The 14,339-nt window shown below is 44.6% G+C and carries 14 protein-coding genes; 8 read left to right on the forward strand and 6 right to left on the reverse strand.

What is annotated here, in order from left to right:
- Window positions 1–36 precede the first annotated feature (36 nt).
- The gene (locus AAA952_RS11105) at window positions 37–516 is read left to right on the forward strand and encodes a hypothetical protein (RefSeq protein WP_338257018.1); all 480 of its coding nucleotides are present in this window, start codon (window positions 37–39) and stop codon (window positions 514–516) included.
- A gap of 377 nt (window positions 517–893) precedes the next feature.
- Complete coding sequence (locus AAA952_RS11110; protein ID WP_338257020.1) at window positions 894–2,069, forward strand: type III PLP-dependent enzyme; 1,176 nt, start codon at window positions 894–896, stop codon at window positions 2,067–2,069.
- A 65-nt stretch (window positions 2,070–2,134) separates the two neighbouring features.
- Here the strand turns inward: AAA952_RS11110 and AAA952_RS11115 are convergent, their stop codons facing one another.
- A complete protein-coding gene (locus tag AAA952_RS11115) occupies window positions 2,135–2,347 on the reverse strand; it encodes a YdcH family protein (RefSeq protein ID WP_006083288.1) in 213 nt (70 codons plus the stop codon).
- A gap of 413 nt (window positions 2,348–2,760) precedes the next feature.
- Here AAA952_RS11115 and udp point away from each other — a divergent pair, with 413 nt between their 5' ends.
- Complete coding sequence (udp, locus tag AAA952_RS11120) at window positions 2,761–3,519, forward strand: uridine phosphorylase (protein WP_338257022.1); 759 nt, start codon at window positions 2,761–2,763, stop codon at window positions 3,517–3,519.
- A 102-nt stretch (window positions 3,520–3,621) separates the two neighbouring features.
- Here udp and AAA952_RS11125 read toward each other — a convergent pair whose 3' ends face one another.
- A complete protein-coding gene (locus AAA952_RS11125) occupies window positions 3,622–4,374 on the reverse strand; it encodes an outer membrane protein OmpK (RefSeq protein WP_028759442.1) in 753 nt (250 codons plus the stop codon).
- A 474-nt stretch (window positions 4,375–4,848) separates the two neighbouring features.
- On the opposite strand from AAA952_RS11125, the gene AAA952_RS11130 reads away from it, so the two are divergent.
- The 3 genes from AAA952_RS11130 to AAA952_RS11140 are packed head-to-tail and all read left to right on the forward strand — an operon-like array spanning window position 4,849 to window position 7,205.
- Window positions 4,849–5,319 carry an NfeD family protein gene (locus AAA952_RS11130; RefSeq protein WP_338257025.1) on the forward strand — a complete coding sequence of 157 codons (471 nt, stop codon included), beginning with the start codon at window positions 4,849–4,851 and terminating at the stop codon, window positions 5,317–5,319.
- A gap of 12 nt (window positions 5,320–5,331) precedes the next feature.
- Window positions 5,332–6,267 (forward strand): SPFH domain-containing protein, encoded by a 936-nt coding sequence (locus tag AAA952_RS11135; protein WP_105251260.1) that lies wholly within the window; start codon window positions 5,332–5,334, stop codon window positions 6,265–6,267.
- Window positions 6,267–7,205 (forward strand): SPFH domain-containing protein, encoded by a 939-nt coding sequence (locus AAA952_RS11140; RefSeq protein WP_181800857.1) that lies wholly within the window; start codon window positions 6,267–6,269, stop codon window positions 7,203–7,205. The genes AAA952_RS11135 and AAA952_RS11140 overlap by 1 nt, the downstream gene beginning before the upstream one ends.
- A gap of 181 nt (window positions 7,206–7,386) precedes the next feature.
- Here the strand turns inward: AAA952_RS11140 and AAA952_RS11145 are convergent, their stop codons facing one another.
- The 4 genes from AAA952_RS11145 to priA form a co-directional block, all read right to left on the reverse strand.
- Window positions 7,387–7,611 (reverse strand): hypothetical protein, encoded by a 225-nt coding sequence (locus tag AAA952_RS11145; protein ID WP_006083282.1) that lies wholly within the window; start codon window positions 7,609–7,611, stop codon window positions 7,387–7,389.
- A gap of 315 nt (window positions 7,612–7,926) precedes the next feature.
- A complete protein-coding gene (locus AAA952_RS11150) occupies window positions 7,927–8,643 on the reverse strand; it encodes an SPOR domain-containing protein (RefSeq protein ID WP_168825699.1) in 717 nt (238 codons plus the stop codon).
- A 3-nt stretch (window positions 8,644–8,646) separates the two neighbouring features.
- Window positions 8,647–10,392, reverse strand: a complete 1,746-nt coding sequence (argS, locus tag AAA952_RS11155) for an arginine--tRNA ligase (protein ID WP_105251263.1) — start codon at window positions 10,390–10,392, stop codon at window positions 8,647–8,649.
- A gap of 134 nt (window positions 10,393–10,526) precedes the next feature.
- Window positions 10,527–12,722 (reverse strand): primosomal protein N', encoded by a 2,196-nt coding sequence (priA, locus tag AAA952_RS11160; protein ID WP_105251264.1) that lies wholly within the window; start codon window positions 12,720–12,722, stop codon window positions 10,527–10,529.
- 102 nt (window positions 12,723–12,824) lie between these two features.
- Here priA and AAA952_RS11165 point away from each other — a divergent pair, with 102 nt between their 5' ends.
- Together AAA952_RS11165 and rpmE are read left to right on the forward strand one after the other, a co-directional pair.
- Complete coding sequence (locus AAA952_RS11165; RefSeq protein WP_338257034.1) at window positions 12,825–13,838, forward strand: FimV/HubP family polar landmark protein; 1,014 nt, start codon at window positions 12,825–12,827, stop codon at window positions 13,836–13,838.
- Window positions 13,839–14,019: 181 nt separating this feature from the next.
- Window positions 14,020–14,232: a 50S ribosomal protein L31 gene (rpmE, locus tag AAA952_RS11170; RefSeq protein WP_063883331.1), complete on the forward strand. Its 213-nt coding sequence runs from the start codon at window positions 14,020–14,022 to the stop codon at window positions 14,230–14,232.
- The last annotated feature ends 107 nt before the right edge of the window (window positions 14,233–14,339 follow it).

A 14,339-nucleotide genomic window follows, 5' to 3' on the forward strand; every position in this document is an offset into this window, starting at 1 on the left:
TGCTGTTCGCCTATCCAATAATGGAGTCGAGTGTTTATGAAAACGCTGTTGTTATGTTTGTCTTGTCTGTTAACCCCAATCTGGGCGTATGCTGCGAGTTATATTGCCGGAGATGCGATAAATCCCATTTCACTTCTCGACCAAAATGATAAAACCATTAATGTGACTGATGAGACTCAAGTGCTGCTCTTTAGTCGCAGCATGAAAGGCGGTGATGTGATTAAGGATGCACTTACCCCCTTGAGCGCGACTCAAATGCCAACGGGTTTAGTTTATGTTGCCGATATCAGTGGTATGCCTTCTTTGATCGCTAAATTTGTGGCTGTGCCACAGATGCAAGATTTACCTTTTGCGATTGGGTTAGATAGGGATGGTGAGATCAGTCGTTTATTACCTGATAACAAAGATATGGCCACTATGATATTGCTCAAGCAGCGTAACATTTTGGACATTGCCTATTTTGATTCCAGTGAAGCCTTGAACCAAGCTCTCGCAAAACTCAATCAGCCGCAGTAACGACTCGATTTAACGGACGTATTTTAAGGCATCCATTAGTCTTCTTTTCACTGTGTGATTGTTACTTCAAGATAACTGTTTTTAGATGGATATTTTGGCTCCAGCCAGTCTATCCATCTCCCTTCCGATAACGTCGTAAATAATTCACTTTTTATTCTGATAATGCACACAAATTTACCTTAGGGTTTGTGTGCATAATTATTTGTTTTATAGCGCCTTTTTCTGATGGTTCAGTTCCTTAAAGAAATAGAGAATAAAAAGTTATTAATTCAGCATAAAAATTCGTTGCGTAAAGCGAAAAAATATCGTTTACTGCGCACGTTTTTAATACATCACACTTACTGTTATCTATCTGACCCAAAGGAGACTCTGGCCCAATGAGCCAATTTCAATCTATTGATGTTGCTGACTATTATGATATGGACACATTCAAGCGTATTGAAGCGTTTGCCAAAGACAAAGCAACCCCGTTCGTTGTGATCGATACCAGTATCATAGCGAAACAATACGATGACATGGTTAATAGTTTTCCTTACGCCAACGTTTATTATGCAGTTAAGGCAAACCCTGCGGCCGAGATCTTATCTTTACTAAAAGATAAAGGGTCAAACTTTGATATTGCCTCGATTTATGAGCTAGATATGGTCATGAATGTCGGTGTGACAACCGATCGAGTCAGCTATGGTAATACCATTAAAAAGCGCCAAGATGTGCGTGCATTTTATGAGCGTGGCGTGCGTATGTATGCATCTGACTCAGAAGCCGATTTGCGAATGATCGCTGAAGAAGCGCCGGGTTCACGTATTTATGTGCGCATTCTGACCGAAGGTACAGATACCGCTGATTGGCCGTTATCCCGTAAATTCGGCTGCCAAAACGAAATGGCCTATGAGCTATTAGTATTGGCACAGGAATTAGGCTTAGAACCTTTCGGTATTTCTTTCCATGTGGGTTCTCAGCAACGTGACATAGGTGCTTGGGATTCCGCTATTGGTAAAGTGAAAAGTATTTTTGACCGTCTGCGTGATGAGCACAATATCACCCTGAAGATGATCAATATGGGCGGCGGTTTCCCTGCTAACTATATTGATAAAACCAATCAATTGGGTGTTTATGCCGAGCAAATCACTCACTTCCTGAAGGAAGATTTTGGTGATGATTTACCACAAATTATTTTGGAACCAGGTCGTTCGTTGATCTCTAACGCGGGGATTTTAGTGTCTGAAGTGGTACTGATCAGCAAAAAATCTTACACAGCGTTAGAGCGTTGGGTGTTTACCGATGTGGGTAAATTCTCTGGCTTGATTGAAACGATGGACGAGGCGATTAAGTTCCCGATTTATACTGAGCGTCAAGGCGAGCTGGATAAATGCGTGATTGCCGGCCCAACCTGTGACAGTGCAGATATCATGTATGAGCAATATAGCTATGGCTTACCAAATGACTTAGCCATTGGCGATCGTATGTATTGGTTAACCGCAGGTGCTTATACGACGACGTATTCAGCAGTATGCTTTAATGGTTTCCCACCGCTGAAGGATTACTATCTGTAAGCGATTGTGGTGACATTAATAAGGGCGCTTAGGCGCCCTTATTTGTCTTTAGAGTAGTAGCGGGATTACTCGTGGGATTTGAGGATCTGATAAATTTCCTCTTTTAAATGTAACTTTCTGCTTTTGAGTTCTTTCACAGTGGGATTGAAATCACTGGCGACACGTTTTTCCAGTTGTTTGATTTCCTCGTCTAACTGATTATGCTCATTAAACTTACGTTGAAAATGAGCATCTTGGGTTTTCAGGGTGGAAATTAATTCTCTGTACTCTGGAAACATCGGCATTCTCCTTGTCGTCATTTACTACACTTCAGGTTACGCCTTAACCCTAACCTTATACCAAGTCGTTAAACGTGACTTAGATCACTTTTAGCGGTCACTTAGATTAATACTAATGGATGATTTATTTTAATCTATTTTAAATCAGTGTCTTAGGCATTTGTTGCCACAGACTCTGGCATGAGTTCAGGATCTGGTTCACACTTTGTTTGGTATAAATCAGACTGACATTCGAAATATGGGCAAATTTGCTATCTTGTGAGCAGATGCTGGTGTAGTTGGTAATTTCATTACGACTAAACAATTACTTCTTGCCGATAATTCTGTGATCAAGTTAACCTTCACCGCTTCGATACTAGGTTAAAGTCGATTTTATAAGAATTTAATTATCAAAAATGAAAGGGGTTTTCACAATGGCTGATGTATTTCATTTAGGTTTGACCAAAGCGATGCTCGATGGTGCAACCTTAGCAATCGTTCCTGGTGATCCAGAGCGTGTAAAACGTATTGCCGAACTAATGGATAATGCGACGTTTCTTGCTAGCCACCGCGAGTATACAAGCTATTTAGCGTATGCCGATGGCAAGCCAGTAGTAGTGTGTTCAACTGGTATCGGTGGTCCATCTACTTCTATCGCAGTAGAAGAACTTGCACAATTAGGTGTGAATACCTTCCTGCGTGTAGGGACTACAGGCGCAATCCAACCTCATGTTAATGTGGGTGATGTGATTGTGACTCAAGCTTCAGTGCGTTTAGATGGCGCAAGCTTACATTTTGCACCTATGGAATATCCAGCGGTTGCAAACTTTGAATGTACCACTGCTATGGTTGCAGCGTGTCGCGATGCTGGTGTTGAGCCACACATTGGCGTAACAGCTTCTTCTGATACTTTCTACCCAGGCCAAGAGCGTTATGACACTGTCACAGGCCGTGTAACGCGTCGTTTCGCGGGTTCAATGAAAGAATGGCAAGATATGGGCGTACTGAACTATGAGATGGAGTCTTCCACCTTATTCACTATGTGTGCCACTCAAGGCTGGCGTGCAGCCTGTGTTGCTGGTGTGATTGTAAACCGCACCCAACAAGAAATTCCTGATGAAGCCACAATGAAGAAAACCGAAGTAAGCGCGGTTTCTATCGTGGTTGCTGCAGCGAAAAAACTGTTAGCCTAATTTTTATTACGCTAAGCGACACTCCCCTGCAAAGTGAGTGAACAAACTAAAAAAGGTGCCAATGGCACCTTTTTTGTTACTTCAAAATAGTGTCTATACCGATTAGAAGTGGTACTGGGCAATCACAGAGTAAGTGTCTTGATCGACGCCTTTCACACCGTATTTGTTGGTCCACAAATCATATTCGATACCCACCAATAATTTATTGGCTTGATGATCCCCGAACAGACTCTTACCAAGATCGTATTTCAGCTGTGGGTTGAAGTGGAAGTTCTCCTCGTAGCCGTTATCGTCGGTGGCAAATACCCAGTCGATAAAGCCATCGAGTACTATGTTGGCAGATCCAACTGGGATATCGATACGAAATACAGGAGTGAACTGCCAGCCGTCACTATTGTTACCAGTGCTCATACCATCGCGGCGATAGGTATTAAAGTTAAGATAAGTGAAGTATGGTACTGCTACGTCAACCCCTAAACCGTAAAGTAAGCTGTGGACTGGGCCTTCACCTTCTTCATAGGTTAACGCTAGAGACAAGTCTGTTATTGGGCCAAAGGCGATTTTCTCGCCAAGAATTTTACTGGCACTGAAACGTGGCGAAATTTCACCATAGGTAGTGCTTTCCATGCCTGTATCGTTACCTTTGAAATAGATAAAATCTTGGAAGGCAAACCAATCACCGTATTTCCAGCCGCCAGCCGTTTCTAGGGTGATAGTGGCTTGTTTATCCGATGGCGCTAAATCGTAGTCTTCGCCATAGAGGGCTGTTGCACTGAAATCCCACCACTGTACTAAGTCACCCGCAAATGCTTGAGGAGAAAGCATTAGTGCTAGGCATAGGCATGTTTTTTTCATTGTTATTTCCTGTTGTATAGGTCGAAGTTAATTCGTGTCTTACTCAATCCGCTCTCTGACCTATGGCATGGTTTGATGGGTAAGTTCAAACCTAGCGCGAGTGTACGTCAAAGGACTTGCTCAAAAGTGGGGGCAATATATGCAAAAATTTACATTTATTCAAAGTTTTTATCGAATGTTGTTGTCAAAATCACATAATCATTAGTGAGGAATTTTATTTTTAGATAATTGATTTTTAATGTTTTTTGTTGTTATTGCACTGTTTGTGGATTGGGGCTTGCTATCTTTTTGAATTGATTATGCTTAATTTTAAAACAACCTGACGGCTTTCGTGGGCGGATATGGGAGAATGAGGATTAAGTCATCGGTGATTGAGTGTGCGTTTTGACAGGGTAAATTTTGACATATTATGTCGATTATCCGAAACTCTGCTGTTATAGTGCAGTAAAGGACACTCTCATTTCAGGGGGAAATATGGAGTTTTCAAATCCGATTTTAGTGTGGGCAGTGATTGGTTTAGTGTTAATGCTCGCCGAAATAGTGGTTCCAGGTGGCATAATAGTGTTGCTGGGTGCGGCTTGTTTAGTCGTGGCAGGTGCGTTAGGCATAGGACTGGTCGAAGGTGTCGTGCAGAGCATGACCCTGTGGTTTATCTCTGCCATTGTGTTGTTATTGGCTTTCAGACAAGTCACTCAGAGGCTCGTTGGTGGTGATTCCCATGTGGATAACACGGATGAAGCAATCGAACTATACAATCAAATTGTTCGCGTAAAGCAGACCATAGGTCCTGGGCAAATACCCGGGCGGGTGGAGTTTCAAGGTAGTGAATGGCCAGCGCTTGGCGATGGCAGCATTATTGAGGCGGGTACCGAAGTCAGAATTATTTGTCGTGAAAATATCGCTCTAGTCGTTGAGCCTATTTCAATAGAAGCTTCCAAAAACTAAAGGATGGAATCTATGTTTGTATTTACCTTAGTCATTTTATTTATCTTTTTTATTCTTTATAAGTTGATGTTAATTGTGCCGATGCGTGAAGTGCATGTCATTGAGCGTCTTGGCAAATTCCGCGCAGTATTAAGCCCTGGATTTCATTTTTTGATCCCTTTTTTCGATCGCGTCTCCTACCGTCACGATACCCGTGAGCAAGTATTAGATGTGCCGCCACAGAGTTGTATCTCCAAAGATAACACTCAACTTGAAGTGGACGGCTTGGTCTACCTAAAAGTGATGGATGGCAAATTGGCGAGTTATGGCATTGAAAACTACCGTAAAGCAGCGGTGAATTTAGCCCAGACCACTATGCGATCTGAAATCGGTAAGCTGAGTTTGAGTGAGACTTTCTCTGAGCGTGATAGCTTAAATGAATCAATAGTGCGGGAAATAGATAAGGCTTCCGAGCCATGGGGAATCAAGGTATTGCGCTATGAAATTCGTAATATCACGCCTTCACGCCATGTGATCCACACTCTTGAGAAGCAGATGGAAGCTGAACGCCGTAAACGTGCCGAAATTACCTTAGCGAATGCCGAAAAAGCCGCGATGATCAATATGTCTGAAGGTGAGCGCCAAGAGGCCATTAACCTGTCAGAAGGTCAAAAACAGAAACGGATTAATGAAGCTAAAGGTACAGGTCAGGAGATCGCTATCATAGCCAAAGCAAAATCCGAAGGTATGGCAATGATCTCGCAAGCATTAGCCGTCAATGGCGGTACAGATGCGATGAATATGCTATTAAAAGAACAGTTTATTGCTCAAGTTGGTAAGATCCTCAATGATGCACAAGTCTCTGTTGTTCCCGCTGAAATGGCAAAACTTGAAGGTTTCTTCGAAGGCATGGAGCAAGTCACTCAGACTATGAGTGGCCAGAATAATCTTGGCAAAGGAGCGCGATAATGAATATTCCAGTAGATACAGATTTGATTGTGATGGCGATTTGGGGCCTGATATTTGCCATTTTTGTGATTAAACTATTTCAATCGATCCGCCTAGTACCCACTAAATCGGCTTTTATTGTTGAGCGTTTAGGTAAGTATCACAGTACGTTAGATGCGGGGTTCCATACTTTGATCCCCTTTGTGGATAAAGTGGCTTTTATTCATGATTTGAAAGAAGAAACCATTGACGTACCACCGCAGGAATGTTTCTCGAGCGACGAAGTAAACGTTGAAGTGGATGGGGTGATTTATATCTCTGTGACTGACCCAGTGAAGGCCAGCTATGGTATTACCGATTATCGTTATGCAGCAATTCAGTTGGCGCAAACGACGACGCGCTCTGTCATTGGGACACTTGATCTTGATCGTACGTTTGAAGAGCGTGATGTGATTTCAGCCAAGGTAGTGCAAGTCTTAGATCAAGCGGGTGCCATGTGGGGAATACGTGTGCATCGTTATGAAATAAAAAATATCACACCACCTGAAACCGTTAAAAATGCCATGGAAATGCAAGTAAATGCCGAGCGTGAGCGCCGTGCATTATTGGCTAAGAGTGAAGGTGACAAACAGAGTAAAATTAACCGTTCTGAAGGGGTTAAAGCTGAAACGGTAAACCGTTCTGAAGGTGAGATGCAGCGCCGGATTAACGAAGCCGAAGGTAAGGCTGAGGAAATTTTAACCATTTCCCGCGCAACGGCAGAATCGATTGAACGTCTCGCCTCTGTTATTGCCGCGCCGGGTGGTCACAATGCCCTGCGGATGCAACTCGGTGAGCAATACTTTAAACAGCTCGATGGCTTAAGCCAGAAGAATAGTCGAGTCGTATTGCCGGGTAATATGGTGGATTTCGATTACTGGATGAATAGCATAGGCTTAACGGAAGAAAAACCGAGCTAAGGCTGTGGTTAAAATCTGAAACTAGCTAGTTCATTAAGGTCAAATACTCAGGTGTTTGGCCTTATTTTTTGGCTGAAATTTGATTCTGTGTGATGGAGAGTGGGTGGGTTAGACAGCTTCTGTTGAATGAACCGCCAGAAGCTGCAGTTGGGCATAGTTAAATTTTTCATTGAATGGAAGGCTAATAAGCTAGGCGTTCATGAATTTGGGAATGGGCGTGGGTTTCAATGAGCTTGGCAATTTGGTTTTGTTCTAATTGCTGAAGCGCAGAAATTTCGTCATAAATCTTGTCTTGAACATCCAGTGGCATGCGCACATGTTCCATAAACATCCTAATTCCCAGCATGTCGCCACTCTTGAACAATTGGCTGAATTCGGTGGCTTCTATCTCGATTAATGCATTCATAATACTTCACCCTGAGGTTGGATTTGACACAGATACAGCGGTCTTGCTGTTAATTAAGAGATACGCCTAAGTTTGATCTAGGTCAATTAAACTGCATATTAATCTTTCTTAATAAAGGATTTTGTTGTTTACAAATAATGGGTTATAAATTTAGTAGATCAGAAAATTTGAAATGAGTTGTTGTTTAAAACTGAGTTTTTATGGGTAGGCAGAATCAATAAGTAAGTCATGTTATACGGATAAAAAAATAGCGACGAGCGATAAAACGCTGGCCGCTATTTATTCTTAATAGTCTATCAGGAGTAGGCTAAAGCCTTATTTAGGAATCGCTAGAATCTGGCAACCATTAATCCCCGCTTTTTGCAGTGTATGACGTTTACGCTCTGCATCACGTTTACGCTCGAAGGGGCCTAAAGCAACCTTGTACCATACGCCAGTCGTACCTTCGACTTGTCTCACTTGCGCCTCTAAACCTTGGAAAGCGATGACAGCTTTCATCTCGTTCGCCTGTGATTCTTGGCGGAAAGAAGCACACTGCAACTGATATTGCATCGGTGTTCTGCTCGCAACAATATCGGGAATATCGACCTCAACATGCTTATTTTCAAGCTCGTTGAGATAGGTCCATTCTTCCTTTGGTTGTGGTGGCAGAGCATTTGGATCTTTCTTTGGCGGAACAATAAGCTCAGCAGTTTCAGTTGTCTCTACTGGGATAACGACCGCTTGGCGTTCAGGTTCTTTGACCTTAGGAGTGAGCACTGCTGTCTCTTGAGGCTTAACTTGTACTTCCGTTTTCTTGGCTGGAGCGGGTATCGGCTTCACTTCTTGCTTAGCATTATCTTTAATGCTTGACAGGAAATAGACGAAACAACCCACAGCGAGTATGACAAAGCCTATCAAGGTCAGCGGCAGCTTCTTACGCGGCGCCGATTTAGATTGTGAAGGCTTTGCTCGAGTTGGGCGAGTCGCGCGGATTGGGCGCGGTTTAGCGCCCGACTGCGGCCTTCTATTGGCATAATCGCGATTACTCATGGCTTACATCCGCTCTAAGGTTTCAATACCGAGTAGATTTAGGCCTTTTTGTAACGTACGAGCCGTCAGTTGCGCGAGTAATAAACGGCTGTTCTTTTGTGCGTCATTATCGGCGGCAAGCACTGGACAAGCTTCGTAAAAGCTAGAGAAAGCACCCGCTAATTCATATAAATAAGCACACAGTACGTGCGGCTGACCTTTATCGACAACACGATTGAGGATCTCACCGAACTGCGCCAACTTATTACCGAGATCTTTCTCTTTTTCATGCTCAAGCACGATTTTCGCTTGGCTGAGATCCAGATCGGTTACTCGCTTGAATATGCCCGCAACACGGGTGTAAGCGTACAGCAGGTAAGGTGCGGTATTGCCTTCGAAGCTGAGCATTTGTTCAAAGCTGAAAATGTAATCGCTGGTGCGGTTTTTCGACAAGTCAGCATATTTAACGGCGCTGATCCCAACGACACGGGCGATTTCAGTCAGCGTGGCCTCATCCATATCAGGATTTTTGCTACGAACGAGTTCTAGCGCGCGCACATTGGCTTCTTCTAACAGGTCAACTAACTTAACGACACCGCCGCTACGGGTTTTGAATGGACGGCCATCTTCGCCGTTCATAGTGCCAAAACCTAAGTGTTCTAATGACATATCTTCACGGACAAACTTAGCTAGTTTCGCTAGGCTAAAGACTTGTTGGAAATGCAGTGCCTGACGTAGGTCAACAAAATACAGGACGCGATCGGCCTTTAACACGTTCGAGCGGTAGCGCATTGCCGCAAGATCTGAGGTGGCATACAAATAGCCGCCATCGGCTTTTTGGATGATAACAGGCAGTGGCTCACCTTCTTTGTTGCGGAAGGCTTCTTGGAATACGACTTTAGCGCCGTTACTTTCAGTTAATAAACCTTGGGCATCTAAATCTTTAACCACTTGCTCGAGATCGGCGTTATAAGCACTTTCACCGTGTACATCGGCGCGGGTCAGGCTCACACCTAAACGGGCGTAGACTTCATGGCAGTGGCTTAACGAAATGTCGTTAAATTCGCGCCACAGTTTGTTGCAATACTCGTCGCCAGATTGCAGTTCAACCACTAACTGACGAGCGCGGGTAGCGAATTCTGCTGATTCGTCGAAACGCAGTTTAGCGGCACGATAAAAGTTTTCTAAATCAGACAGTTCAAGTTGAGCTTCTTCACCATTTTTGGCACGCAGCTCTTCCATATAGGCCAGCAACATACCAAATTGTGTGCCCCAGTCGCCCACATGGTTTTGACGGATAACCTTGTGGCCTAAAAATTCTAACGCACGCACAACACTGTCACCAATGATGGTTGAACGCAGATGGCCTACATGCATTTCTTTGGCGAGGTTGGGTGAAGAGTAATCGACAACAACGGTTTGTGGTGTCGGTAACTTAATGCCTAAATGCTCATCGTTGACGGCATTTTGCAGTTGATCTGCTAAGGCGCTGTCGTTGATGAAAAAATTGATAAAGCCTGGTCCTGCAATTTCAACCTTAGCCACAAAAGCCGAAGCCGGTAAGGTATCTATGATCAGTTGGGCTAATTCGCGTGGATTCTTGCCTGCGACCTTGGTTAGCATCATGGCTAAGTTGGTTGCCAAGTCGCCATGACTCTTATCCTTGGTTCGATCTACCTGAATGCGTGCTTCAAAGTCAGCAGGCACAATACCTTGTTGTTTAAAGGATTCTAGAGTTTGTTCAAGTAATGATTGGATATGTGATTTCATGGGTTCTAATCGGCACTAACTTTAAGAGTGAATACAGGGAATAACCGCATATTTTAGCCGTTTGTGGTTAACAATTGCTATCTTCCCGATGATTTTTTATCAAATGGCGCTTAAATACTTATCAAATACTCGACTCAGAGGAGATCCTGCGGATCTCTGTCTAAGCTCCATCGGCAGCGTTTAGCTTCGATAAGTTGTTCTACAAGCGGATGAATACGTTCAAACTCTTGCTGCAGACGGTTGCGGTTTTTAGCTTGGAATAAGAGTTGGCGACGGAACTTGCCAGCTTTTTTATCTAAGGGCGCGGGCATAGGACCAATCACCTCAAATTCTTTATCTTGGGGCAAGAGCGCGGCGAAGGCGTTGAGAAAATTATCGGCATCACTGGCTAAATGCGCTTCGGCGCGTACCAACACCATGTGCCATGCTGGTGGCAGCAGTGCCTGTTGACGTTCTTTGAGCTGGCTGCGAGCAAACTCGCCATAACCGCGGTGCAGCAAATCCCGCAAAATGGGATTGTCGCTCTGGTGAGTTTGCAATAATACCGTGCCGGGTTTACTGGCGCGCCCTGCGCGCCCTGCAACTTGGGTATAGAGTTGCCCAAAGCGCTCAGGTGCGCGGAAGTCGGCGCTAAATAAAGCACCATCGACATCGAGTAGCCCAACAAGCGTGACATCAGGGAAGTGGTGGCCCTTAGCCAGCATTTGCGTGCCGACGAGGATTTTATATTCTCCCTTATGAATCGCATTTAAGTGGGTTTCTAATGAACCTTTAAGGCGGGTCGTATCACGGTCGATGCGCACTACTGGATGTTTAGGAAACTCTTGTTGCAGCGCTTCGGCGAGCTGTTCTGTGCCTATGCCTTGGCCCATCAACATAGTGCTGCCACATTTGTGACACTGCTTGGGGATAGCGTATTGATTGCCACAATGGTGACAGCAAATTTCGCCAAGGGATTGATGTACTGTGAAAAACGCGTCGCAGCGGTCGCATTCGTGTAAGTGCCCACACTCGTGGCAAAGCAGGGCTGGTGCGAAGCCGCGGCGATTGAGAAACAACAAGACTTGGTTGCCTGCGTCTAAATGCAGGCGGATTTCGTTCAGTAACGGCACTGACATACCGGCTTTCAGCGGCATATTTTTAATATCGATAATGCCTTGGCGCACTTTTTTAGCCGCACCTGCGCGTTCACCCAGTTGTAAATGATGGTAACGGCCGCTTAAGGCATTTTGTAGACTTTCGAGTGAGGGCGTCGCTGTGCCCAAAATCACCGGAATCGCTTCTAAATGGCCACGCATGACTGCCAAGTCGCGGGCATGATAACCAACGCCTTCCTGTTGTTTGAAGCTACTGTCGTGTTCTTCATCGAGTATGATGATGCCGGGATACGCCATAGGTGTGAACAAGGCTGAACGCGTGCCAATAATGATTGCAGCCTGACCACAGCGGGCTTGGCGCCATGCTTCGAGTCTCTGATTGTCGGTTAACCCTGAATGCAAAATGGCAACATTGACTTTGAAGCGGCGCTTAAAGCGATTGATTGTCTGGGGTGTTAAGCCGATTTCAGGCACTAAAATTAACGCTTGTTTGCCTTGCTTGAGGATTTCTTCGAGTACAGCAAGATAGACTTCCGTTTTACCCGAACCGGTAATGCCTTCTAATAAAGTACAGTGATATCCTTGTTGCAGATTTAAAGTGGCAACGGCGACGGCTTGTTCTTTATTGAGTTTATGTGGCGTTTCGTCCATTTCGAGTGTGGTGCGCCAGTCGAGGTTAAGCTCGGCAATTTTTTCATGGCGTGCCACCCAGCCTTTATCTTCTAGGGCTTTAAGCGCCGCTTTACTGATGTCTAAGCTGATAACCTCTTCTTGGGTTAAGCTGGCGGTTTTGAGTAACTCGAGTAGTTTTTTCTGTGCGGGTGCGCGTTTAACCACTTCGGGCGCAATATTTTGGCCTATTTCAGTTAATTGCCAGAATTGGATCTTTTGTGGCGCGGCATCTAGCCCTTTACGCAGGGCCACAGGTAAGGCTTGGGTTAGCATCTGCCCTTGGCTGCAAAAATAGTATCTCGCAGCCCAAAGAGTTAATTTATAAAGTGATTCAGGCAGTAAAGGTTTATCGTCGATAAACTCGAGCACAGACTTAATTTGCTTTGGGGCTAAGCTGCAAGACTCAGTGATACCTGTGACTAACCCGATCAATTGTTGACGACCGAAGGGAACTTTAACGCGCACACCTATTTGCGGTGTACTAGGATAGGATTCGGGTACGCGGTAGCTAAAGGTTTGCCGCATAGGCACAGGTAACGCAACTTCGACAAACAATGACATATGCAGGCAAGTCTTAGACAAGAATGTGGTTTAGTGTACTCAGCGCGGCTGGCTAGGGCTAGCCCTAATGATGGTTTACCAAGGATAGTTGAGAGTAAATAAATGGCTAATATAGTGAAATCATTAGGTCTACTTGCTTTGGTGTGCAGCGCACCTAGCATGGCACAAGTCTCCCATGTGAGCATTAATAGCCGGATGTTTGAATTAGGCGCTTACCCTAAACTCAGGGTGAATGTGATCGCAGACAATCAAGATATGTCGCGCTTAGAGTTTGTCGTGCAGCAAGCTAGCGGCGAAGAAAGGTTAATGGTTGAGGAGATTAATCGCTTTTTAGTTTTACTCACTGGCGTTGAAGATGTGAAGGATAGCAGCGCTAAACTCTTAGTGAGAGAGTATCGCCTTGACCGATGGTATGACGTCAAAAGTATTAATTTATTCGGTGCGGCTAAACCGGCCTCTGCCGCGTTAACGACAAAAGCGGTTTCGGACACTAAAAATACCATCATAGCGGGCGCCCCCAAAAGTACGGATAAAGTGGGCATTAAGCCTGTAAAAGTGGTGGCAGAATCAAAGCAACTTGAAGAGGTAATGCCCGCAGTGACTGTTGCTACTGCTGCAAATTCCCAATCCAAAGTGCCAACGGTAGAAGTGGTGACTGGCTTTAGATTTCCTGAAGCCGCGGATAAACAAAATACGTCGGCTACTGAGATAAACGCCTTCGCTAAAACCTCTGAGACGATTGCTGTTGAAAAAGTGGTCGTTGAAAACGCTGCAACTGAAACTGTGGTTCCAGAAATAGTGAAAACGGCAAATAATGAGCAAAAACAGAATATTGCTGAAACGGCCTCACAGACGCCCGAACATTGCCAGTTAACATATCTTGCTGGCGAGACGTTGTGGCGTATCGCTAATCGATATGCCAAGGATTGGGATGTGAGTGTATATGGCGCTATGTTGGCGATTTACGAGGCAAATCCTGTGGCTTTCTCGAAGAATAGAATCAATGCACTCAAGAGCAATGCGGTGCTATCTTGTCCTTCGAAAATGATTTTGGATCAGCATTCTGATGCTAAAGGCGCGCGGGCGGTATTTGAGGCTAAAGAAGCGGGAAAATAAGCCGCTTAACTAAAGTCAAAATAGACACAGATTAACCGGCAAACGCTCAGATAATCTACTTGTATCCCTTGTAGGTATGCTGTACCATTCTGCGCCCTAAACATATTGTTATTAACATGCATGTGGTGTCCGACTACGGGTTGGAAGAGCGACATGGCCTTACACTTTTGAGGTAACCCCAATGAAACCAGGTATCCACCCAACATACGCTATCATCACTGCAAACTGTACTTGTGGTAACGTTATCAAAGTAAACTCTACTGCTGGTAAAGATCTGCATTTAGACGTATGTGGTGCTTGTCACCCATTCTACACTGGTACACAAAAAGTTGTTGATACCGGCGGTCGTATCGACAAATTCAACAAGCGCTTCGCAGTGCTTGCAAAGAAATAATTGCGATTGCAATGTTTCTAGAAAAGGCGCCTATGGCGCCTTTTTGCTTTTTGTTATTCGTCAATTTTCTTTATTCCGCTTATTCTACATATCTAGCTGGTACGACT

Source organism: Shewanella sp. M-Br, assembly GCF_036245925.1.
Taxonomy (GTDB): domain Bacteria; phylum Pseudomonadota; class Gammaproteobacteria; order Enterobacterales; family Shewanellaceae; genus Shewanella; species Shewanella oncorhynchi.